The organism is Thalassotalea loyana, from assembly GCF_030161435.1.
GTDB lineage: Bacteria > Pseudomonadota > Gammaproteobacteria > Enterobacterales > Alteromonadaceae > Thalassotalea_G > Thalassotalea_G loyana.
Window position 1 is genome coordinate 63742 of sequence record NZ_BSSV01000007.1, and the last position, 23477, is coordinate 87218.

Consider the following 23477-nt stretch of genomic DNA (forward strand, 5'->3'; position numbering starts at 1 on the left):
CCTACTTAAGAAAGCAGCACCATTTTTTGTGTTGCTTTTTTGTTGATTAGAATAACCCTTTAAGATGAAGTTTTCTCTTAAAGTAATAAAGAGTGAGGGGGGATAAAACAGAGGTGACCTTCCTTGCTCACTAACATTCCCTGTTTTAACCATAGCTCCTTGCCATAGCACGTTATCCTTAACGTATCCCGATTCGCTTCCTGCGATTTCGCTGTCCTCAGCAAGAATAAAATTAGTAGAGGACTACCAATAATGCAAAGTTTATTTTAATAAAAATGTCATATTCTCACTTAGTTATTAGTTTTCAATAAGTTAAATTTTGGATCTTTCTAAGTGATGGCGATAGAAGAGTTTTGTATTATTAAGAACTCACTTTTATTCTTGCATCCAATAGGGCCTCTTATTTTAAATTGTTATAAGTAGGTATTTTCTTATATGGAATGTTGTTTTTTTCTATGGCAGAATCGTGAGTAATTATTTAAACATGAATGAATATTGGTAATGAATCTTACGCATTTAAAACAGCTAGAAGCTGAATCAATTCATATAATCCGGGAAGTTGCTGCAGAATTTGATAACCCTGTGATGCTTTACTCTGTCGGTAAAGACTCTGCGGTATTGTTGCATCTTGCTCGCAAAGCGTTCTACCCGGGTAAAATCCCATTTCCGTTGCTGCACGTTGACACCACGTGGAAGTTCAAAGAAATGATCGAGTTTCGCGATCGAATGGCGAAAGAGTATGGATTTGATTTACTCGTCCATATCAATCAAGAAGGTGTTGATATGGGAGTAGGACCATTTAGCCACGGCAGCGCTAAACACACCGATATTATGAAAACCCAAGCGTTAAAACAGGCGCTTAATAAATACGGTTTTGATGCTGCTTTTGGCGGAGCGCGACGTGATGAAGAGAAATCTCGAGCGAAAGAGCGTGTATATTCATTCCGAGATGAGAACCATCGTTGGGATCCAAAAAATCAGCGTCCTGAATTGTGGAATACCTATAACGGTAAAATAAACAAAGGCGAAAGTATTCGTGTTTTCCCATTATCAAATTGGACTGAATTAGATATTTGGCAATACATTTATCTAGAAAACATCGATATTGTACCACTTTACTTATCTGAAAAGCGTCCTGTTGTTGAACGTGATGGTACGCTAATCATGGTCGACGATGAGCGCATGCCATTGGAAAAGGGTGAAGAGGTACAAATGAAAGATGTGCGTTTCCGCACGCTTGGTTGTTACCCATTAACAGGAGCGGTTGAATCAACAGCATCTACATTACCTGAAATCATCCAAGAAATGTTGTTAACGAAGACATCAGAACGCCAAGGTCGAGTCATTGATCATGATTCTGCTGGTTCGATGGAGAAAAAGAAAATGGAAGGGTACTTCTAATGAGTCATCAATCAGATTTAATCGAAACAGATATTCAAGCGTATCTCAAGCAGCACGAAGAGAAAGAGCTCGTTCGCTTTTTGACTTGTGGTAGCGTTGATGACGGTAAATCAACGTTAATCGGTCGTCTATTGCACGATTCTAAAATGATTTTTGAAGACCAACTCGCCGCAATTGAAAATGACAGTAAGAAGTCAGGGACAACAGGGGAAGAAGTTGACCTTGCATTACTGGTAGATGGTTTGCAGTCAGAACGAGAGCAAGGCATTACCATTGATGTCGCTTACCGTTATTTTTCTACGGAGAAGCGTAAGTTTATTATCGCTGATACACCAGGCCATGAGCAATATACTCGTAACATGGCTACTGGTGCGTCAACGTGTGATTTAGCTATTATCTTGATTGATGCGCGTCGCGGTGTGCAGGTGCAAACTCGTCGTCATTCATTTATCTGTTCATTACTTGGCATTAAGCATGTATTAATCGCGGTAAACAAAATGGACTTGGTTGACTATAACCAAGATACCTACCAGCAAATCAAACGAGATTATCGTGAATTTGCAAAAGATCTTGCATTCGAAGACGTACGTTTTGTGCCAATTTCTGCGCTTAAAGGCGACAACGTTGTTGAAGAAAGTGAAGAAATGAGCTGGTACCCTGGTGCTACTTTAATGAAACTTCTTAATACCATTAAGGTGCAACAGGTTGATTCATTTAACGAATTTCGCTTCCCTATCCAGTATGTGAATCGTCCAAATTTAGATTTTCGTGGGTTTACCGGTACAGTCGCTGCAGGTGATGTGCGTGTGGGTGACACCGTTGTTGCGCTTCCATCGTTAAAGGAAAGTAAAGTTAAGAGTATTGTTACCTTTGACGGCGAGTTAGAGCGTGCTGATAAAAATATGTCAGTGACCTTAACGTTGGAAGATGAGATTGATATTTCACGTGGTGAAATGTTAGTGAAAAAGGGCAATTTGCCTCATTCTTCTAAAGAGTTTAATGCAACTGTCGTTTGGATGCATGATGACTCACTTCAAGCTGGACGTGAGTACTATATTAAGCATGGAACTAAGCTAACGACAGGATATGTTGAAAAGGTAAACTTTAAAACAGACGTTAATACGCTCGAAATGTCGCAAACGAACCTGTTGCAGCTTAATGAAATTGGCAATGCGCAATTTTCGGTTGCTGAAAAACTACACTTTGACGCGTACGAGCAAAATAGAGAAACGGGTTCGTTTGTCATCATCGACCGAATTTCGAATATCACGGTTGGTGCAGGCATGATTACTGAACCGGTTGAGGAGCAATCTCAGCAACAGTATTCTGACTTCGAAGTTGAGTTTAACGCATTAGTGCGAAAACATTTCCCACATTGGGGAGCTAGGGATATTAAGAAACTTCTGGGTTAATACAAAATAACGCCTACGTCAGTAGGCGTTATTGTTTTAGTGATAAAAATGACGAATTCGAAGGTGCGTTATTTTCGCTATCAAATGAGATTTTAATGTTAGAAATCAGTACAACAAGCACAACATCACAATGGCTTATGATTGCGATATTTATTGCAACCTTTATCGGCCTAGTTAGGTTTCACCGTGTGCCCGAGCGAGTATTTAGTATTGCCATTTTAGCAACCCTTATCACCAATATGGCAACTACTGAACAAGTGTTAGCGAATGCAATTAACCCCGGATTAGTAACATTATTACTGCTTGTTTTGTGTTCATTCGCTCTTGAGCGCACGTCTTTGCTGCGCAAAATATCTTCACATTTATTCAATGGCTCAAAAATTAGCGCTGGTTTAAAAACACTATCATTAACTGCCATCGCGTCTGCATTCTTAAATAATACTGCTGTGGTTGCGACCTTATTGAATACGGTAAAGGGCAATAAACTAATAAACCCTGGAAAGCTGCTAATCCCGTTATCTTATGCCGCCATTTTAGGCGGGACGTTAACGCTTGTTGGTACGTCTACCAATTTAATCGTTAATTCACTATTTATTGAAGCTAACCAGCAAAGCCTTGGCTTTTTCGATTTTATCTCTGTTGGTATTGTCGCTCTCATTGCTTGTTTAATTGTTATTTTCTTACGAATGAAGTCATTACCACCAATGGCTGCAACAGACTTTGCTGCTCAACAATATATTGTTGAAGCAGAAGTCAAAAGTGACTCAAGGCTTATTGGTCGCACTGTAGAAGAGAATGGGTTAAGAAACTTAGATAACTTGTTTTTAGTTGAAGTGGTAAGAAAAGGCCGGTTAATTTCTCCGGTCACGCCCGATGAAGTGTTAGAGGCGAATGATAAACTTATTTTTTCCGGCGATGTATCCAAGGTGTTGACGCTAAATCAGTTTGACGGATTAACATTGTTTGCTCAAATTGATGGTTTGTTAAGAGATAACCTGACCGAAGTGATGATAAAGCCTGGTTCCGCGGTGGTTGGTAAAACGTTGAAATCAGCAGGTTTTAGGGCGAGATTCGATGCAGCTGTTGTTGCATTGAGACGAGATGGTGGCGCTATTTCCGGAAAGCTTGGTGATGTTGTGATAAAAGCTGGTGACATACTTGTATTGGCAGTAGGACAAGACTTTAGTTCACGCACCAACTTGACTAAAAATTTTTATATATTGTCTGATAATCAACCTGACAATATGCTGCACGGATGGCGAAATGTATTGACTGTCGGTGGTTTTATTTTGTCCATCGGTATATCGGTAATTACCGGTATTTCTCTAATATCAACGTTAATGTTCTATTTAGCAGCGTTAATTTTTTCTAATAGCTTGACGGTAAATGAAGTAAAACGCCGTTTTCCTTTAGAAATTTGGATGATTGTTTTAGGTGCATTGACATTAGCCGATGGAATTGAAAACTCAGGTATTGCTTACATGATTGCGCAAAATGTTGAAACGGTTTTGCAGCACCAAAGTATAGTACTCGCTTTTGTGATTATTTTTTTCGTGACAGTATTATTAACTGAGTTAATCACTAATAATGCAGCAGCTGCACTGGTATTCCCTATTGCATATAACGTAGCCCTTGGGTTGGGCGTTAGTCCAATGCCATTTATTATGGCCGTTGCATTTGGTGCAAGTGGAAGTTTTATGAGCCCATATGGTTATCAGACTAATGTAATGGTTTACAACGCTGGTAATTATAAGTTTATGGATTTTGTTAAGTTTGGTATTCCTGTTTCCATTGTATACAGTATTACTGTGCTTATTATGATCCCAGTAATTTTCCCATTTTAGTCGCATTATCGTGACTTAATAATTTATATTTATTTTTTGGATGAACAGCATGAAAACTGAGAATACTGTTTGGCACAATCAGGTGATTTCAAAACAACAACGTAGCGAACAGAAAAAACAAAAACCTTGTTTACTCTGGTATACAGGATTAAGTGGCTCAGGTAAATCTACAATAGCTAATGCGGTTGATGCTCTATTGTTTGAAAAAGGGTGCCATTCATACCTGCTTGACGGAGACAATGTACGTCACGGTCTTAATGGTGACTTAGGGTTTAGTGATGAAGAAAGAGTCGAGAATATTCGCAGAATCTCTGAAGTTGCGAAGTTATTTACGGATGCTGGCTTAATTGTATCTACTGCATTTATTTCTCCATTTGAGAGTGATAGAACGCTCGCCAAAGAAAAGCTGACAGCTGGTGAATTTATCGAAGTTTATATTGATACGCCACTTGCTGTTTGTGAATCAAGAGATCCTAAGGGCCTGTACAAAAAAGCGAGAGCCGGCGAGATAAAGCACTTTACTGGAATAGACTCACAATATGACGTACCGAGTGCACCAAACATTCATGTCAAAACTGACGAGCAAGATATTCAGTCTTGTGCGCAACAAATCGTAAATTACCTAATAGATCAAGGCTTTATTCACGGAGACAGTTAACGTGCATTATGATGTATTTAATGGCGATGCAGATGGGATTGTCGCATTGATTCAATTACGGCTCGCTAATCCAATTGAAAGCGAGCTAATTACGGGCGTTAAGCGAGATATTTCGCTCCTTCAGCAAGTTGATGCTACAAAAGCTAAGTCAGTTACAGTATTAGATGTTTCGATGGAAAAAAATATCGATGCCCTACATCAATTGTTAGAAGCGGGCATAGATATTGACTATATTGACCACCATCGTCCTGGTGATATCCCTAGGTCTGATCATTTGACCGTCAATATAGATACTGATGCGAATACATGTACCAGCCTATTGGTCAACGAGATGCTTAACGGTAAATATGCTTATTGGGCTATTGCTGCTGCATTTGGTGATAACATGATCCAAGCTGCAGAGAAACTCGTCGAGCAATATCAATTGAATCAAGGGCAAGCAGAGCTGCTTAAAAGGTTAGGGGTTTATATAAATTACAATGGCTACGGCCAATCGATTAATGACTTACATTTTAAGCCAGATGAATTGTTCAAAGCGTTAGTTAAGTTTGAAAATCCTTTTGAATTAATTGAGCTAGATAACTCTATTTTCCATCAGTTAGCTGATGCTTATCACGAAGACATGATGAAGGCAAAATCGTCTCCTACATTATACGACTCAACGGTATTATCCGTTGTTGAGCTAGTTGATGAGCCCTGGTCAAGAAGAGTCAGTGGCGTTTACGGCAATGATTTGGCAAATCAATCGCCCAATAAAGCACACGCTGTATTTACCCTGAACAACGATGACACTTACACAGTGAGCTTGAGAGCGCCATTATCAAATAAACAAGGTGCAGGGGACCTTTGTGCGAAATTTGCAACAGGTGGTGGCAGGGCAGCAGCTGCTGGCATAAATAGATTACCCAAGTCTGAAATAGAGCTATTTATTAATACGGTCGAAGCCTACTACCGATAGCCGGGGTTGAGTACAATCAACTGAGCACAATAAAAAGTACAAAGCGGTGCTAAAAAGCTATGTGGTCAATTAAATGATGTTTATTAAAACAAAGCATGCGACAATACATTTTTTATTTATCATACAAATAGGTTGTTGCTTTACTTTTAACGAACATAATTGCACATAGTAGATGCTAAAATAAATGAATAGTAAGGCTAAAAAGGAATAAAGCATGAGTTTATTAATTACCGGTGGTACTGGATATATTGGTAGTCATACCGTTGTAGAGTTGCTGAATTTAGGTGAGGATGTCGTGATCGTCGATAACTTATCTAACTCATCAACCAAAGTGTTAAATAGAATCGAATCAATCACAGGCAAAATGCCAACGTTTATTGAAGCTGATATCTGTGATGCAAAAGCGATGGATGATGTGTTTAAACAGCATAATATTAGTGCGGTTGTTCATTTTGCAGGTTTAAAAGCTGTAGGTGAATCAAACGACATCCCGCTGAGTTACTACCACAATAATGTGTCAGGCTCTGTAACGCTCTTTCAAGTAATGGCTGATCACGGTGTTAAAAACTTAGTTTTTAGTTCTTCAGCAACGGTATATGGCGACAAGAACGTTTCCCCATTGGACGAATCGATGCAGACGTCTGCAACAAACCCATATGGCCAAACAAAGTTAATGATAGAGCATATTTTGTTCGACTTAGCTAACAGCGATAGCGATTGGTCAATTGCTTGTTTGCGTTATTTCAATCCTATCGGCGCTCACAAGTCTGGCTTGATTGGTGAAAACCCTAATGGAATTCCAAATAACTTGCTGCCTTATGTGTCTCAAGTCGCAGTAGGACGCTTGAAGCAACTTCAGGTTTTTGGTGATGATTACGATACAATCGATGGCACGGGTGTGCGAGATTATATTCACGTCGTTGATCTTGCCCTTGGCCATGTAAAAGCATTGCAAAAGCTCGATGCTATCACAGGCTGTCAGCCAATAAACTTAGGTACAGGTAATGGTACGTCGGTACTAGAGATTGTTAACACGTTTAAAGAAATTAGTGGCCAAGAAATACCATATAGTATCGCGCCTCGAAGAGCTGGTGATATTGCGACAGTTTATGCTAATGCTGATATTGCAAACAATCTACTGGAGTGGCATGCTGAACGTGACTTGACGGCAATGATTGAAGACACTTGGCGTTGGCAGTCTCAAAATCCTAATGGGTTTGAATAAGCAAATTTATCAACTTAATGTGTTCAAAAAGTCAGCGTATTTTACGCTGACTTTTTTTATTCATCACTTGTTGTGTGATTAAACCAGTAACAATCAAACAAAGACCGATAATAGTTGAGTACAGTATTTTTTCACCTAAGAAAAGGTGAATAAAGTATAAAGATAAGAAAGGTGAGATAAAAATTAACATACTTATCTGCGAGGTATTTGTTGCCCTTTTTAGCGCATATAACCAAAGTATAAAGGTAATCCCCATCTCAAATAATCCAACGTAAATAGCGCCCAATAGACCTTCAGTACTAGGTATTTGCCAACCATCTTGTACAGTTAAAACCATGGCGATTGCTGGAACTCCTATAGAAAAACAAATAAATAAGCTGATGATAGGATCGGCATTGTTTTTTGTATTAAAAATCCAGTAAATCGCCCACAGAACAGTCGATATGAGTGCTAGGAATACGCCTAAGCCACTTGCAAATTCAAGCTCGAGAAAATTACCTTGGGTAGAGATGAAAACAACGCCAAGGTACGCAAGAACAAGACCTAGAATATCGTATTTGGTCAGTCTTTGTCCTAACATGGGGACAGCAAGCAAGCTAAGCGTAATAGCCCAAGTATAATTTAAGGTCTGAGCTTGTTGGGCTGGCAGTAAGTCATAAGCTTCGAATAGGATAAGATAATATATCGCTGGATTAATTAGACCTAGTTTAACGAACAGCCAAGGGGAAGATGAAAAAGCATTTCGTACATTTGAAAGTTTTCTCTGACCAAGCAAAATGACAAATAACACAAGCCACGTTGTGATAGAAGCGTAAAATAACAATTGGGTTGGCGTTAAATGAGCGAGCGATAGCTTAAACGCAGTGGCTACGGTAGACCAAAGTAAAACTGCACCTAAGCCCAGCTGCACAGCGATATGCTGATTTTTTTCCATTATCGTATTACGTTAATTAGTCAGCTATTAGCCGTTTGTCATCTGGGTTTGTTCGTCAGCCCAAACCAATGCGTCGTGGTAAGCTTTTACTACAACATCTTTTTCCAGCCCTAGCTTATCAATAATCGCCTGCACTGATTCAAATTCTGCTTTCTCGATTTTCTCTGAAAGTAAAATTAAAGCAGCCATTACGCCTTTACCCGTGATTAGCGGTGCTTTAATTTCTTGAGCAAGTGGTAACTTATCCAGTACGACTTTGATTTCTTCATCTAAAATCGCATCGATTAAAGATAATAATCCGATTAGGAAGGTGGTTGATGTATCAACTTTATTCGGGATGGTCTCGCCAATATTCTCGCAAAACTTAGCCCTAGCCATTGACAATTTGACTAATTCAGATGGTTTATCTGGGTTCATATTTGATGCAAACAAAACCCCTAAAAATTTCTTCAATTCCGCTAAACCAAGGATAACTAGCGCCTGTTTAATTGTTGAAATTTCATTACGACGTCTAAATATTGGCGAGTTTACGTAGCGTAGTAACTTATATGACAAGGTCACGTCTCGTTCAAACACTGAAGTAATCGCTGCTAGGTCAAGTTCAGGCTTAGACATTTCATAGAGCAACTCAGCCATTGCTAATTGTGAAGGTGACAGGTTTTTCGCTTTGACGACTTCTGGCTTTGAGAAAAAGTAACCTTGAAATAATTCAAAGCCTAACGCTAAACATTGTTCATATTGCTCAGGTGTTTCTACTTTTTCGGCTAACAACGTGATGTCTGGATATTGTGCTATTGCATTTTTAATATCATGGATTTCATCAACACTTGTGTTGAGTATATCGACTTTAATAATGCTGATGTATGGGTAAAAGTGTGCCCACACTTTTTGGTGTTTATAGTCATCAAGAACTAATGTGTAGCCTAGTTCATGTAATTTTTGACACTCAGCAAGCAACCGTTTACCTGGTTTCACTGTTTCAAGTATCTCGACAACAACTTCATCGTTGGCGAGCATTGTCGCATAGCCTTTGAGAATGGTGTCTAAAGTAAAATTGATAAAGGCAGGGTTGCCATGCGTAAACTCTGTAATGCCGGCGTTGAAACGACTTGCTTCGATCATTTTAGTTGTCGCTTCGTCACCATCAATGTGTTCCGGAAAGACATTATCTAGCCCTTCTCGAAATAACAATTCATAGCCGTGAAGCTTTTTGTTTTTATCTAAAATTGGTTGCCTAGCAGCGTAAAAATACATGAACTTTAAACCTATTACCTTAAAACTTATCTACCTTGAACAAGTACTTCATTAAAGTGTCTGGCTATAGTGCACTTCTATATGTGCACTATAGTCTTCATTATTCTTGTTTTTTGTTTAGTTGGTGATAAACCGCTTCTGCAGGGTTATCTGCCTGAGTCAGTAAGCTTACAACATAACCGACTATACTTGCCATGATAAATGCAGGAACTATCTCATATAAGTCGAAAATGCCACCAGATAGTTGTTTCCATACAATAACGATCATGGCACCACTTACTATAGTAGCTAATGCACCATGTTTTGTATATTTTGGCCAATATAAACTAAATAAAATTGCTGGGCCAAACGCTGCACCGAAGCCTGCCCAAGCATAGCTAACGAGCTCGAGTACTGAGCTCTCAGGGTTGGTTGCTACCCATGTTGCAATTAAGGCTATTGCGAGAAGAGAAAAACGCGTGAGCCACACTAGTTGATTTTCAGACGCTTCTTTTTTGGAAATATGCTTATAAAAATCCTCAACAATAACACTCGAACAAACAAGTAATTGAGAGTCAATTGTACTCATAATCGCTGATAAGATTGCCGCAATAAGTACACCAGCAACCCAGGGGTTAAACATTGCTTGAGTTAGAAAAATGAAAACTGTTTCGGGGTTGTTTAATGGCTGTTCTGCAAAATAGGCAGAACCTACAAGGCCTACGCCTAGTGCTCCTATTAGTGATATGACCATCCAGCTCATCGCAATATTTCGAGATTTAGGAATGTCTTCCGTAGAGCGAATTGCCATAAAACGAGAAAGAATATGTGGCTGGCCAAAATACCCTAGGCCCCAGGCAAAAAGCGAAATAAAACCTAACCAAGTGAAGCCCTTGCTTAACGATGCATAATCCGGGTTAATGTCATGTAGAATCGTCGTTGTGTTTTCTATGCCACCAAGGTCATTAATAGCAACAATAGGAAGAATGATTAGTGCTAGGAGCATTAAACAGCCTTGGAAAAAGTCGGTCCAGCTTACAGCAAGAAATCCCCCTAAAAACGTGTAGGAAACAATGACTAATGCACCAATAAGTAAGGCGTTAAGGTAGTCTAAACCAAAGACTTCTTCAAATAGTATTGCACCACCAACGAGACCCGATGAAACATAAAACGTGAAAAAAACGAGAATAGTTAACGCTGAGACAAACCTGAGGGTATGTGATGAATCATTAAAACGTCGTTCAAGGAATTCAGGAATCGTTAGAGAGTCATTCGCACGCTCTGTAAAGCTTCTTAACTTAGGTGCGACGAGGAGCCAGTTAAAAAAAGCGCCGACAACTAAACCAACACCTATCCAAACTTCACTCACACCAGAGAGGTACACCGCACCGGGCAAACCAAGTAACAACCAACCACTCATGTCTGAAGCACCAACACTTAACGCAGTTACGGCTGGACCAAGTTGTCGTCCACCAAGAATATAATCGCTTAAGGTATCAGTCGCTTTGTAGGCTACAAAGCCAATGCCAAGGGTTACAAAAAGATAACCAATAAAAGTTATGAGGGTAGGGAGTTCGAATGTCATACAGCTAAGTTAGTTATAATAATTTGTGTTAACTTATCATAATTAACTTAGCATGTACTCACCAGTTTTATCAGATGGTTCGTTATAATTTTGAGCTAAGTCGACCAGCGTACGTTTTTCTCAACATTTTCTTGCCACTTAGTTAACTCTTCGTTTTCATCACCAATAATGACAACATTAGAGTTTTGGTATGATACTGCGCGACCTTTAAAGTTCTCGTCGGCAAACTGTGACTCAATGGCTAAGTCTTCGTTTTGTGGAACAATAAATACCGTCACAGGGCTCGTTTTACCCCTAAAGACTAAATGAAGGCTTTTCATTCCATCAAAGCGACAAAATTCTGCTGAAATTAAATCACCGATTTGTGACGTAAAGTTACCGTCAAATGCTGACATTTTGTCGTTTAATGACGCCAACGTTACATTCGCAGGCATAGTATTAGAGAATTCGCCGTCTTCGTGATAAATATGCGCTAATGCATGGTCAGAAAGCGTGTTGTATGCAGATGAAAATTGCAAAATATTCAAGCTCAGGCCTAGTGCAAATGCTACTGACGCAGCTAGCGCTAAGTGCACACGCTTTTTCTTTTGCTGCTGACGATGACTAGCAAATGTTTGCTTGAGGATAAGCTTTTGAGTTAGATCCTCAGGTACATCAACACTCAATGCACGTTTAATATCATGATCAAGTGATTCAAGCTCATTAACAAATTGCTCACGAGACGCATCTTCGTTAATCGCTTTACGTGTTTCTTCATCTAAGTTTGACGGATCTGCATATACATTACGTCTAAATTGCAAATCATCCATTATAAAAACCTCTTGATTTTGGTTCTTCATCTACTAATTCTTTCAACTGATTACGTGCTCTAAATAGGCGCGTCATTACTGTATTCTTGTTGAGTGACAAAATACCAGCGATCTCATCGCCACTAAAACCACCCAATACCTGCAATACCAACGGCTCTCGATATTCTTCAGGTAATGATGCTATCTTTTCTCGTAACCAATGATTCTCTATTTGCTGTTCATTTGACGTCGCGCGAACATCATCAATTGTTGATTCTTCATACTCGCCCATATCAAATTGTTTACGTTCAAAACGTCTTGCATTTTCACGGCGTAAAATTGTAATCAACCAAGATTTTGCGGCTTTTTCATCTTTTAATGAGTCAAGAGAACGCCAAGCGCGCAAGAATGTTTCTTGCACCACATCTTCAGCAACGTGTTTATCTTTGCAAAGCCAGTACGCATAGCGAAACAAGTCAGCGCTCCATGCTTGTACTAAAGCTTCATATCTGTGTTGTTTTGTCGTCATGCTGGAGTAGACCTGAGACTTTTGAAATAAATTTCTAACTTTTTTCATTTTATGAAAAAAATTGGGATTAAAGTAAATTTACCTTAATCCCAATTCTAGTACCTAATTTGGGTTGAGACTGAATGTTTTCGATATATCGTTATTTAGTCGAGACTTTTGAACTTGTTGAATAGCAGTAAATAACCGCTTTCCGTTCCATTGTTTTTGCTCTTTTCCGTAATAAGATGCTTGAAGTTCGTCAAAAGCCTGAGCAAATCCTTCATTTTTAATCACGCTATTTAATTGGGCGACATTTTGTACCTTCGCAGAACTAGGTGATTCCTGCTGAAGTTTTAAGTTAATCCAGGGAACAAGCAAGCTTTGCACTTTAGTACCATCACCTTGTTTACATGCTGACAGTAACTGTAAGTAGTATTCATTGATAGTTGTAGGGGTAGTATTAACGAGTTTTTCTTTTCTGCCTCGCAAGAAAGAAGTCAAAGCCCAAAGCATCATAGTTACAATCCATAACGCTAAAAACAGCCATTGAAGCCAAGAAGCCTTTGTCACTGTAACGACCTGAGGCGTTACGCTTATGTCTGTTGCTGGTTGTAAACTTGTGTCTGGCACGCTGTTGCTAGCTGGCAAAAGCGCTGGCGAAGTGATATTTGGATTTGGCTTAACGGTAATAGTTTGTGCGTCTATTTTTGCCACTTCCTGACGATTTGTTACTGCATTCCACCATGGAATTTCTAATGAAGGAATTTGGTATTCACCTGGTTTAGAGGCAACAACTGCAAAACTTTGCACTTTTTGTGAGACCAAGTTTGATTGTTTCATCGACGTATGCAAATTAGCTTGATCAGGGTATAGCTTCAAATCAGGCAGCTCTGGCAACTCAATTTTTGGAAGTTGTTCTTGTGATAAACCTGCAGCAGTAATAGTTATCGTACGTGTAATTGGTTCACCCACTTTGAATTCTTCTGGAGAAGGTTGCCACTCGTCATGAACCGTGAGTAACTCGGCTGGTAGCCACTGGCCAGAAACAGTCTCAGGTATCGGTCTTATATCAAGTTCTATGTCTTCACCGATTACACTGACTGATTTAGTTTCACCAAATGAGAAAAAGCTTGAGCGACCACCGGATGTTTGCAGTTGAATCTCGCCAGAAAATAAGGGTGATTTCAAGGTAAATTGACCGCTTTCTTGAGGGCTAATCGTGTAAGTTCTCTCAATGACGCGAAAACGTCTGCCATTGATAATGGCATCAGACTCTTGGTCTTGTCCTACTTGTTTGATAATTGCGTTTTCTAATTGTGGTTCCGATAAACTGCCACGCTTTAAATTAGCTGCAAAATGTAACTTTACACGCAACGTTATGTTTTGCTGAACATAAAGTTCAGTATTTGAAATCTCATTGGTAATAAACAAGTCTCTATTGGCAGAGGATTGATTGTCTTGTGGTGAAAGTACTTTGAGTTGAATCGGTTGAGTATATTGATTTTCAATTCTCAATGCAGGAATGACAAACTCACCTGTTTTTTTCGCGATCAAGACAGTGCTCCAACGTGTAGAGCGTGTAGTTTTAAAGTTTATCATGCTCGTTTGAGGGCTGACGGACGTTCGCCCAACAATAAAGTCAGTGAGTAATGCTGAAGTATCCAAAGCATCCGATTCAACATCATCATCAGCAACGACTTCTAAAATGAACGACTCGCCCTTAACAACCGGATTTCGATCTACGGTAGCCGTTACATTATCTACCGCGTAAGTTGTTACGCTAATAACCAATAAAAGAAAAGTTACTAAAATTCTTACCACTTTTTCTTCGCTCCTGAATTTTGGTGTCGTCGTTTTTGATATTCTAATTGCATCTTATTGCGCAGTAGCAAATGAGGGTCATCGGTGACCTTATTTAATAGTTGCATGTGCTTTTGTTCTAGCTCTTTTTGCTTTTGCTCATCTTGTTGAGCATTTGCTTGTGTCATGTTCTGAGCTTGTTGCTGTTCTTGTTCAGCATTCTGCTGTTGCTTTTGGTTTTGTTCTTCTTGTTCTTTTTCAGCGTTTTGCTGCTCTTGTTGTTGACTATTTTGTTCGTTATTTTGGTCTTCTTGTTCTGAAGCATCCTGTTGCTGATCTTCATTTTGTTGTTGATCAGACTGGTTTTGTTCACCATTTTGCTTTTGATCTTGATTTTGGCCATCTTGTTGGCCTTGTTGATCCTGGTCTTGCTGTTCTTCAGACTGATCGTCTTGTTGCTGTTGGTCGTTTTGCTGCTCTTGTTGTTCTTGCTGTTGGTCTCTTAATTTTTCAATCAGTGCTTTGTTTTCTCGTGCATGGTCGAAGTCAGGCTGATTTTTCAAGGCTTGTTCATAAGCCTCTATTGCTTCATTTAGCATACCGAGCTTGGCTAAAGCATTACCTCGATTATAATGCGCATTTGCTGATTCTAGCCCTGACAGCGCTTCAATAGCTGCCTCGTAATTACCTGCACGATAGTGGGCACTTGATTGCCATAATGGGTTTCTAAATTGCTCAGCAGCTGCAGAAAATTGTTTATCATTGTATTTGCGTTGAGCTTGTTGATCGTGCGTTTGCCACAAATTCTGCCACGTTTGCTTGAGCTCTGATGGCGCTTGCTCAGACACTGTTTTACTTTGCTCATTATCAAAAGACTGCGCTATAGCTGGCGTTGGAGAATGTAAAACCATGAGCAATGGTGCTATTGATAATATGACACCACGGCGAAAGTAACTCAGAACGAAAGGCAATATGGCAAAAACGACATAAGGACCTAATTCTTGCCAACTGTCGCCAAGTTTTGTTTGTTCTTCCTCTAGTTCCTTAGATTGGCTAGCTAATTGATAAGTCGTGAGTGCTTCAATGTCTGTGCTATTGTGACTAATTGTTTGATACTTGCCCCCACTTTGTTGGGCTAACCCTTTTAACCTAGCAACGGGTAACTTAGGAATAACAATTTGGCCTGTATCGTCTTTTAAGAGTTCACCGTTAGGCAGGGTGATAGGAGCTCCATCGCTAGTACCGACACCAAGAATGTTAAGACGGTGAGGGTAGTCTTTGATAAATTCCTGAATTGCTTCTACATCTAATCTATCGGCATCGTCCGTCAGCCAGTAAATATCGCCTTTTAAGTGACCTGCGTTGACGAGCATGTCGTTAGCTGTCAATAAAGCAGGAAATGGATCACTGCCCACTTCAGGCATTATTTCTGGTGTTAAGCTAGGGAGTAATAACTTGATATTATTTATATCTTGAGTAAGTGGGCTGATAACAAAAGATGCGCCTGCATAGGCCACTAACCCGATATCACCTTCGTTAATATTATCCAAGATATCGATTGCTTTGAATCGAGAACGCGTGAGTCGATTTGGCGCGATGTCAGTTGAATACATCGAGAAGGACATATCCATGACTAACACTGATCCTCGTTCTACATTGAATACCGGTTGAGGTAGCTTTTGGTATGTAGGACCTGCCAATGCAGTGATTGTTAACACAAAAATAATACACGGTACTAGCGATGAAGCTTGCTTTCGAGTTTGACTCTGGGACATTAGTACTTTTTGCAGGTGTAGAGGTATAACTTGCTGCCAGCCAGAGTATTGGTGACTTAGTTTTCTGATAAGCCAGATAATAAGTGGTATTGCTAACAGGCCAAAAAACCACATAGGGCGTAGAAAATGGAAATCAGCCATGATCAAGCTCCTGTTTTTGTCGTAGCGAGGTTGGCAACACTTTGACCAACAATGCAATAGCTGCAATCGCCAACGCTAATGATAGAGAGTAAAAGAAAAGAGCTGTGCGTGGGCGCATTTGCTGTTGCTCTTGCTCTACTGGCTCTAAGTTATCAAGTTGACGGTATATTTCATTCATACTTTGGCTATCGCGAGCTCGAAAATATTGCCCACCAGTTTGCTGTGCAATGTTTTTCAGAGACTTTTCGTCTAATTCAGCTGATGGATTTACTTTACGCGTGCCAAAAATTGTTCGTTGAAGCATTTCATCGGCACCTATGCCGATAGTGTAGATAGTCACATTTTGTGCAACAGCTAATTCAAGCGCTTGCTCAGGGGTAATTTTTCCTGCTGTATTCTGCCCATCAGTTACAAGGAGTAATACCCTGTTTGATTCGTCTTTTTGATTGAACCGTTTGACTGCAAGCGCCATAGCATCACCAATTGCCGTTTTTTTACCAACTAAACCGATCACCGCTTCGTCTAACATTTGTGCAACGGTAGCGCGATCAAATGTCATTGGTGTCTGCATGTAGGCATCGTCTGCAAATAAAATTAGGCCAAGGCGATCTCCAATGCGACGTTGAATAAAGTCCCCAAGCACTTCTTTTAACATATCGAGGCGATTGACATTTGCACCGTGCAAAGACATATCTTCGATTTGCATCGACCCTGATAAATCTACTGCAATCATCATTTCTCGAGATTGGTTTGGAATATTAATAGGTTCACCAAGCCATTGAGGACGAGCAGCTGAAAATACGAGTAGCAGCCATATCAATGTCAGCAATAATAACGAGCCAGTTGAACGTGTTGTTTTATGAGTATGTGATGTCAGTCCATCAAGCTTTATCGGTACTTTTAATGCCGATTGCTGGCTCTTAGACTGGCTTGGTAGCCAATATACGAGCAACGGCAGGATAATGAGAGATAATGCCCAAGGCCATTCAAAACTAAACATTACCGCCTCCTTTTACAGGCAGCGCGTGAAGCAACCAATATTTTGCTGCATGAGCTAACGATGACTCTTGCGCTGAGTCCGCTTGATACAAATTGTCAAAATGCGTATCCGCTAGCAGTGTAAATTGAGCTTGTTTTTTCTCTGGAAGCGTTTTGCTTAAAAAGTGCTTGAGGCTTTCGCCATGGAGACTTGCTATCTCATTACGAGGGAAATACGACATAGCAGCCCATTTCATTATTGAAATAACTTCTTGGTTTGACTTGGCTTTTGATATTGAAGCTAAGGCCATTTGTTGATTTTTTTTAAGTGCCTTTAGTTTAAATAAATGTCTAACTGCTAACACGATGAGTAGTAAAATCATCGCAATTAATATGTACCAACCAATGGCCAGGGGAAATTGGCCAATTTGCTCAGGTGTTTGAATATCATGTAATTGTGCTAACGGGTCCATGCGTTAACCTCTGATTTTATTTGATCTTCAAGTAATTGAGCCGAAGAAATACTAAGCACACGACCACCTGATTTCGTTAATAATGCTAATCGTTGTTTGTGCAAACCTGTCGCCAATAACTGATATTGTTTCATTGATTCTTTGTCGCCAAGTATCATTTGTTGTTGATTTATACCATCCGAAAGCGTTACCGACTGTTTTTGAATTGAAGCCGGGAGTTGAAGTTCTAATGGATCAGAAATTAGACAAATCACTAATTCACAATGGCGAGAAATCATAAGTAAATCGTATATGTTGTCGTCACTTAAATGATGGCCATCTGTAATCAAATAAACAAGCGCACCAGGTTTGGCTAACTGTCTCAAGCGTCTAATATTTTCTTGAAAATGGTTTTCTGAAGAGGCGTCGGTTACTTGGTTTTGAATTTCACATAGTGCATGAAGGTAATGTAAAACACCTTGTTGGCGTGAGCGAGGCTTTAATTCAATATGCTGCTCTTCATTAAAGACAATACCCCCAATTCTATCCCCTCGAGATTTGGCATGCCATGCCAATAAAGATGCTAGATGAGCAGCCTGTACCGACTTAAACAACAGTTGGCTACCAAAATTCATGCTTTGGCTAAAGTCAGCAGCGATTAATACCGGTCGTTCGACTTCTTCTCTAAATAGCTTGGTATGTGTTTTACCTGTACGAGCCGTAACTCGCCAATCAATTGTGCGGATATCATCCCCAGTTTGGTAATGACGAACTTCGTCAAACTCCATACCCCGTCCCTTGCTTCTTGCAAGATAGTTACCGGACATTTTTCCGTGAAGTTGCTGGCGTGGCGCTAGGTTAATTAATGCAGATTTTGTTTGATATGCAATTAATTCATCTATCGTAACTTGTATCCCATTACTTTTAACATGAGTCAGTTGCCGCTCAACTGACTCGAGGTGACGGGTATTATTGTCTTTCTTACTAAACCACACGTGACGTACCTTTTGTCTATTTACCGTTAACCAACGGCGACAAGTGATAATAGGTGATCTAAGATTTGGTTCGCTGTCAGGCCTTCAGCTTCAGCTTGATAACTTAATAAAATACGATGGCGTAGTACGTTATGAAATACCGCTTGAACGTCTTCAGGGCTTACGAAGTCTCTGCCATGCAACCATGCTCGTGCACGAGCACAACGATCCAATGCGATAGTAGCGCGAGGGCTCGCGCCAAATGAGATCCATTGCTTCAATTTATCATCATAGTTTTCAGGAGTACGGGTTGCGATAATTAAGTCGACAATATACTTCTCTACAGCATCAGCCATGTGAATACTTAGTACTTGTTCACGTGCTGCGAAAATATCATCCTGACTAATTTCTTTTACCGGTGCTGTCGTTTTGTTTAACGCCTCACCTCGATTCAATTTTAAGATCTCTAATTCGCTGGCAGCATCAGGGTAATTAATGTCTAAGTGCATTAAAAAACGGTCTAGCTGTGCTTCTGGTAACGGATAGGTACCTTCTTGTTCAATTGGGTTCTGCGTTGCCATGACAAGAAATAAATCAGGCAATTTATAGGTATTTCTACCAACGGTAATCTGCCCCTCAGCCATAGCTTCTAATAAAGCTGATTGGACTTTAGCAGGCGCACGGTTGATTTCGTCAGCAAGTACCAAGTTTCTGAATAACGGTCCCGCTTGGAAACTAAAAGTACCATCTTCAGGGCGGTATATATCGGTACCGGTTAAATCGGCAGGTAATAAATCAGGGGTAAATTGTACTCGATGGAAATCGGCTTCTAAGCCTTTCGCTAATTCGTTAACCGCGCGAGTCTTTGCGAGGCCCGGTGGCCCCTCTACAATAAGATGCCCATCAGCAAGTAGCGCAATAAGTAAGTTTTCTACCAGAGATGATTGACCAATAATTTGGCTCGCTAAATGTTGTTGTAGGGTATTAAAAGCTTGTAATGACATATCTTTTTAAAATCTTATTATGGGTTAATGGCATTCGTACCATTTTATATGGGGTGGTTGAGATTAAACACAAGTATTTGACCATATTTTTTAATAAATTTGTAAATAATATTTACGGTTTAAATAACGTAATCTTGGGAAATGGGTGCTAGATTTGTTAGTTACTTATCAATTCTTATATCAGTTCAACATTGAAAATTTTTCTTAAGTGAGTAGAATCAAGCTATCTTGACAGAGGTCAGACCTCTTAATTAAGGAATGAGTATGACAAAAAATACATTAACAACCCGCAACGGAGAACGCATCGCCATTGTTGCTGGTTTACGTACGCCGTTTGCTAAGCAGGCAACAGCATATCACGGTGTACCTGCCGTAGACCTTGGTAAAATCGTCGTAAACGAGCTAGTTAAAAAGCACGATTTAGATCCGAAAGTTGTTGATCAGTTAGTATTTGGCCAAGTGGTTCAAATGCCTGAAGCGCCAAACATTGCACGTGAAATTGTTCTTGGTACAGGTATGAGCGTTCATACCGATGCCTATAGTGTTTCTCGCGCATGTGCGACGAGTTTTCAGTCAACGGTAAATGTAGCTGAGTCTATTATGGCTGGTACTGCCGATGTAGGCATAGCGGGTGGTGCAGATTCTTCATCAGTGGCACCAATTGGTGTCTCCAAGAAGCTGGCAAGAACGTTACTTGATTTGTCAAAAGCAAAAACCTTTGGTCAAAAGTTTGGATTAATTCGTCAACTAGGGTTAAAAGATTTGCTACCTGTACCTCCTGCAGTAGCAGAATACTCTACAGGTTTATCAATGGGACAAACCGCAGAGCAAATGGCGAAAACTCACAACATTTCTCGTGCAGATCAAGATGAGCTAGCTCATCGTTCGCATACATTAGCTACTGAAAACTGGGCGAAGGGTAATCTTGATGGCGAAGTAATGACTGCTCATCCAGAGCCATACAAATTATTTATTGATAAAGATAATTGTATCCGTGAAAACTCTGTCCTTGAAGGCTATGCGAAATTACGTCCAGTTTTCGATAGAAAGCATGGTTCTGTAACTGCGGCTAACTCAACACCTTTGACTGATGGCGCTGCAGCGATCTTATTAATGCGTGAAGGTAGAGCAAAAGAATTAGGCTACCAGCCATTAGGTTACATTAAGAGCTTTGGTTTTGCCGCAATCGATGTATGGGAAGATATGTTGATGGGCCCTAGTTACGCGACTCCTTTAGCACTTAAACGTGCTGGAATGGAATTAAAAGATTTAGACTTGATTGAAATGCACGAAGCATTTGCAGCGCAAGCACTAGCAAATATGAAAATGTTTGGGTCTAAGAAATTTGCCAATGAAAAGCTAGGGCAAGACCAGGCTATTGGTGATATTGATATGACCAAGTTCAACGTCATGGGGGGCTCATTAGCTTATGGTCATCCATTTGCTGCAACAGGTGCACGTTTAATTACCCAAACGTTAAATGAATTAAATCGTCGTGGTGGCGGTGTCGGTTTGACCACAGCATGTGCAGCAGGTGGTTTAGGTGCAGCTTTGATTGTGGAGACAGCATAATGACAGAACAAAAACAAAGTGCTTTTGAATTAGTGAAGCAAGATTCAGGCATCGCGCATCTGATTATGGATGTAAAAGGCGATACGATGAATACGCTGAAAGCTGAATTTGGTGATGAAATCTCACAGGTATTGGCTGATATCAAAGCAGATTCTTCTCTTAAAGGTATTGTATTAGTCAGTGGAAAAGCTGATTCATTTGTCGCTGGTGCAGATGTAAATATGTTAGCAGGCTGTGAATCTAAAGAAGCGGTTCTAGAAATCGCGCTTCAAGGCCATGCGATTTTTGATCAGTTAGTCAATTTACCCATTCCAATCGTTGCTGCCGTTCATGGTGCATGTTTAGGTGGTGGATTAGAGCTCGCATTAGCGTGTCATGGTCGTGTTGCTTCAGACAGCCCTAAAACAGTCATGGGATTACCCGAAGTTCAGTTAGGTCTATTACCTGGCGGTGGTGGTACACAACGTCTACCTAAGTTGGTAGGTATCCAAAAAGCACTTGATATGATGTTAACGGGCAAACAGTTGCGTGCAAAGCAAGCTTTAAAAGCGGGTATTGTTAATGATGTTGTCCCTGAATCCATTTTAATGCGTACTGCCGAAGAAATGATTTTGTCGGGCAAAGTTAAGCCTAAAGCGCGCAAGATGACATTTATGGATAAAGTGCTTGAAGGCAACGCTTTAGGTCGTAAGGTTGTTTTTGACCAAGCAACAAAAACTGTTCTAGCAAAAACTAAAGGTAATTACCCAGCACCGCTTAAAATTATTGAGTGTATTCGTGCAGGTGTTGAGCAATCACCTGCGAAAGGGTTTCAAGTAGAAGCAAATAACTTTGCTGAGCTTGTAATGACTGCTGAATCAGAACAATTGCGCAATATTTTCTTCGCAACAACTGAAATGAAAAAAGAGCAGGGCGTTGAGGGCGTAAAACCAGCAAAAGTTACACAAGCAGGTGTGCTTGGTGGTGGCTTAATGGGCGGCGGTATTGCATTTGTTACAGCGACAAAGGCTAAGCTACCTGTACGCATTAAAGACATCAACCACCAAGGTATCAGTAACGCATTAAAATATAGCTTTGATATATTGAACAAAAAGGTTAAACGTCGTTTTATTCGTCACAGTGAAATGCAAAGTCAGATGGCTCAGATTACAGGTACGCTCGATTATTCGGGTTTGAATAATGTGGATATCATCGTAGAAGCTGTTTTTGAAGACTTATCTCTTAAGCAAAAAATGGTTGCTGATGTTGAAGAAAACTGTAAAGAGACAACTATCTTTGCAAGTAACACATCAAGTCTACCTATTGGCCAAATAGCAGCTAATGCTAAACGTCCAGAAAACGTTATTGGGTTACATTACTTTTCACCAGTAGACAAAATGCCGCTTGCTGAAATTATTGCTCACGAAGGTACAAGTGATGAAACAATTTCAACAACGGTAGCGTTTGCTAAGAAACAAGGTAAAACGCCAATTGTTGTTAAAGACAAAGCTGGTTTTTACGTCAACCGTATTTTAGCTCCATATATGAATGAAGCTGCAATGTTGTTGTTAGATGGCGAACCTGTTGAGAAGTTGGATAAAGCACTTGTGAAATTTGGCTTTCCAGTAGGTCCAATGCAACTACTCGATGAAGTTGGTATTGATGTTGGTTCAAAGATTGGTCCTATCTTACAAGCTGAGTTGGGCGATCGATTTGCTCCACCAGCAGCTTTCGACAAGTTAATTGCTGATGGTCGTTTGGGTAAGAAAGCGAAGAAAGGCTTTTATCAATATGGCACGGGTAAAAAAGGTAAGCAGGTTGACGAGTCAATCTATGGTTTACTTGGCATTCAACCACAAGCCAAAATGGGTGAGCTTGAAATGGCAAAACGTTGTGTTTACATGATGCTCAATGAAGCGGCTCGCTGTTTAGATGAAGGTATTGTGCGCAATGCACGTGATGGTGATATTGGCGCAATCTTTGGTATTGGTTTCCCACCATTCTTAGGTGGACCATACCGTTACATTGATACCGTTGGCGCAAGTAATGTCGTTTCACAGTTGAACCAATGGGCAACAGCTCACGGTGAACGTTTTACTCCATGTGAAGCACTTGTCAAAATGGCCGAAGAAGGCAATACCTATTATTAATGTTTTTACTGATGGCGGCAATTAATTGCCACGCCGGTAAATAGTGTTGAAAAAAGAGGCAATTTTTGCCTCTTTTTTATTGAATAACTTTTAACCAATCAATCCA

Annotated in this window: 19 protein-coding genes; 8 read left to right on the forward strand and 11 right to left on the reverse strand. The window is 40.1% G+C overall.

Features of this window, described 5'->3' with window-relative positions; genetic code table 11:
* Positions 1-501: 501 nt before the first annotated feature.
* The 6 genes from cysD (at position 502) to galE (ending at position 7498) form a co-directional block, all read left to right on the forward strand.
* Positions 502-1401 carry a sulfate adenylyltransferase subunit CysD gene (gene cysD, locus QQK05_RS14675; protein ID WP_284299911.1) on the forward strand — a complete coding sequence of 300 codons (900 nt, stop codon included), beginning with the start codon at positions 502-504 and terminating at the stop codon, positions 1399-1401.
* Positions 1401-2813 carry a sulfate adenylyltransferase subunit CysN gene (gene cysN, locus QQK05_RS14680; RefSeq protein ID WP_284299913.1) on the forward strand — a complete coding sequence of 471 codons (1413 nt, stop codon included), beginning with the start codon at positions 1401-1403 and terminating at the stop codon, positions 2811-2813. The genes cysD and cysN overlap by 1 nt, the downstream gene beginning before the upstream one ends.
* Before the next feature lie 95 nt (positions 2814-2908).
* Positions 2909-4657, forward strand: coding sequence for an SLC13 family permease (locus QQK05_RS14685; RefSeq protein ID WP_284299915.1), 1749 nt, complete (start codon positions 2909-2911; stop codon positions 4655-4657).
* A gap of 49 nt (positions 4658-4706) precedes the next feature.
* Positions 4707-5315 carry an adenylyl-sulfate kinase gene (gene cysC, locus QQK05_RS14690; RefSeq protein WP_284299917.1) on the forward strand — a complete coding sequence of 203 codons (609 nt, stop codon included), beginning with the start codon at positions 4707-4709 and terminating at the stop codon, positions 5313-5315.
* A gap of 1 nt (position 5316) precedes the next feature.
* Positions 5317-6273, forward strand: coding sequence for a DHH family phosphoesterase (locus QQK05_RS14695; protein WP_284299919.1), 957 nt, complete (start codon positions 5317-5319; stop codon positions 6271-6273).
* Between the two features lie 214 nt (positions 6274-6487).
* Positions 6488-7498, forward strand: coding sequence for a UDP-glucose 4-epimerase GalE (gene galE, locus QQK05_RS14700; RefSeq protein WP_284299922.1), 1011 nt, complete (start codon positions 6488-6490; stop codon positions 7496-7498).
* 31 nt (positions 7499-7529) lie between these two features.
* Here the strand turns inward: galE and QQK05_RS14705 are convergent, their stop codons facing one another.
* From QQK05_RS14705 to QQK05_RS14755, 11 genes are all read right to left on the reverse strand, one after another.
* Entirely contained in the window at positions 7530-8432 is a 903-nt protein-coding gene (locus QQK05_RS14705; RefSeq protein WP_284299925.1) for a DMT family transporter, read from the reverse strand.
* Between the two features lie 27 nt (positions 8433-8459).
* Complete coding sequence (locus tag QQK05_RS14710; RefSeq protein WP_284299927.1) at positions 8460-9686, reverse strand: EAL and HDOD domain-containing protein; 1227 nt, start codon at positions 9684-9686, stop codon at positions 8460-8462.
* Positions 9687-9786: 100 nt separating this feature from the next.
* The gene (gene putP, locus QQK05_RS14715; protein WP_284299929.1) at positions 9787-11250 is read right to left on the reverse strand and encodes a sodium/proline symporter PutP; all 1464 of its coding nucleotides are present in this window, start codon (positions 11248-11250) and stop codon (positions 9787-9789) included.
* A gap of 95 nt (positions 11251-11345) precedes the next feature.
* Positions 11346-12059 (reverse strand): DUF3379 family protein, encoded by a 714-nt coding sequence (locus QQK05_RS14720; protein ID WP_284299931.1) that lies wholly within the window; start codon positions 12057-12059, stop codon positions 11346-11348.
* Positions 12052-12567 carry a sigma-70 family RNA polymerase sigma factor gene (locus QQK05_RS14725; protein ID WP_284299933.1) on the reverse strand — a complete coding sequence of 172 codons (516 nt, stop codon included), beginning with the start codon at positions 12565-12567 and terminating at the stop codon, positions 12052-12054. Before QQK05_RS14725 ends, QQK05_RS14720 begins: the two co-directional genes overlap by 8 nt.
* 102 nt (positions 12568-12669) lie before the next feature.
* Positions 12670-14367, reverse strand: a complete 1698-nt coding sequence (locus QQK05_RS14730; protein ID WP_284299935.1) for a BatD family protein — start codon at positions 14365-14367, stop codon at positions 12670-12672.
* The gene (locus tag QQK05_RS14735; protein ID WP_284299937.1) at positions 14361-16262 is read right to left on the reverse strand and encodes a vWA domain-containing protein; all 1902 of its coding nucleotides are present in this window, start codon (positions 16260-16262) and stop codon (positions 14361-14363) included. Before QQK05_RS14735 ends, QQK05_RS14730 begins: the two co-directional genes overlap by 7 nt.
* The gene (locus tag QQK05_RS14740) at positions 16255-17262 is read right to left on the reverse strand and encodes a vWA domain-containing protein (protein WP_284299939.1); all 1008 of its coding nucleotides are present in this window, start codon (positions 17260-17262) and stop codon (positions 16255-16257) included. Before QQK05_RS14740 ends, QQK05_RS14735 begins: the two co-directional genes overlap by 8 nt.
* Positions 17255-17713, reverse strand: a complete 459-nt coding sequence (locus QQK05_RS14745) for a DUF4381 domain-containing protein (protein WP_284299941.1) — start codon at positions 17711-17713, stop codon at positions 17255-17257. Before QQK05_RS14745 ends, QQK05_RS14740 begins: the two co-directional genes overlap by 8 nt.
* The gene (locus QQK05_RS14750; RefSeq protein ID WP_284299943.1) at positions 17701-18687 is read right to left on the reverse strand and encodes a DUF58 domain-containing protein; all 987 of its coding nucleotides are present in this window, start codon (positions 18685-18687) and stop codon (positions 17701-17703) included. Before QQK05_RS14750 ends, QQK05_RS14745 begins: the two co-directional genes overlap by 13 nt.
* A gap of 26 nt (positions 18688-18713) precedes the next feature.
* A complete protein-coding gene (locus QQK05_RS14755) occupies positions 18714-19670 on the reverse strand; it encodes an AAA family ATPase (protein WP_284299945.1) in 957 nt (318 codons plus the stop codon).
* Between the two features lie 264 nt (positions 19671-19934).
* On the opposite strand from QQK05_RS14755, the gene fadI reads away from it, so the two are divergent.
* Positions 19935-21242: an acetyl-CoA C-acyltransferase FadI gene (gene fadI, locus QQK05_RS14760; RefSeq protein ID WP_284299947.1), complete on the forward strand. Its 1308-nt coding sequence runs from the start codon at positions 19935-19937 to the stop codon at positions 21240-21242.
* A complete protein-coding gene (fadJ, locus tag QQK05_RS14765) occupies positions 21242-23371 on the forward strand; it encodes a fatty acid oxidation complex subunit alpha FadJ (RefSeq protein WP_284299951.1) in 2130 nt (709 codons plus the stop codon). Before fadI ends, fadJ begins: the two co-directional genes overlap by 1 nt.
* Positions 23372-23477 lie beyond the last annotated feature (106 nt).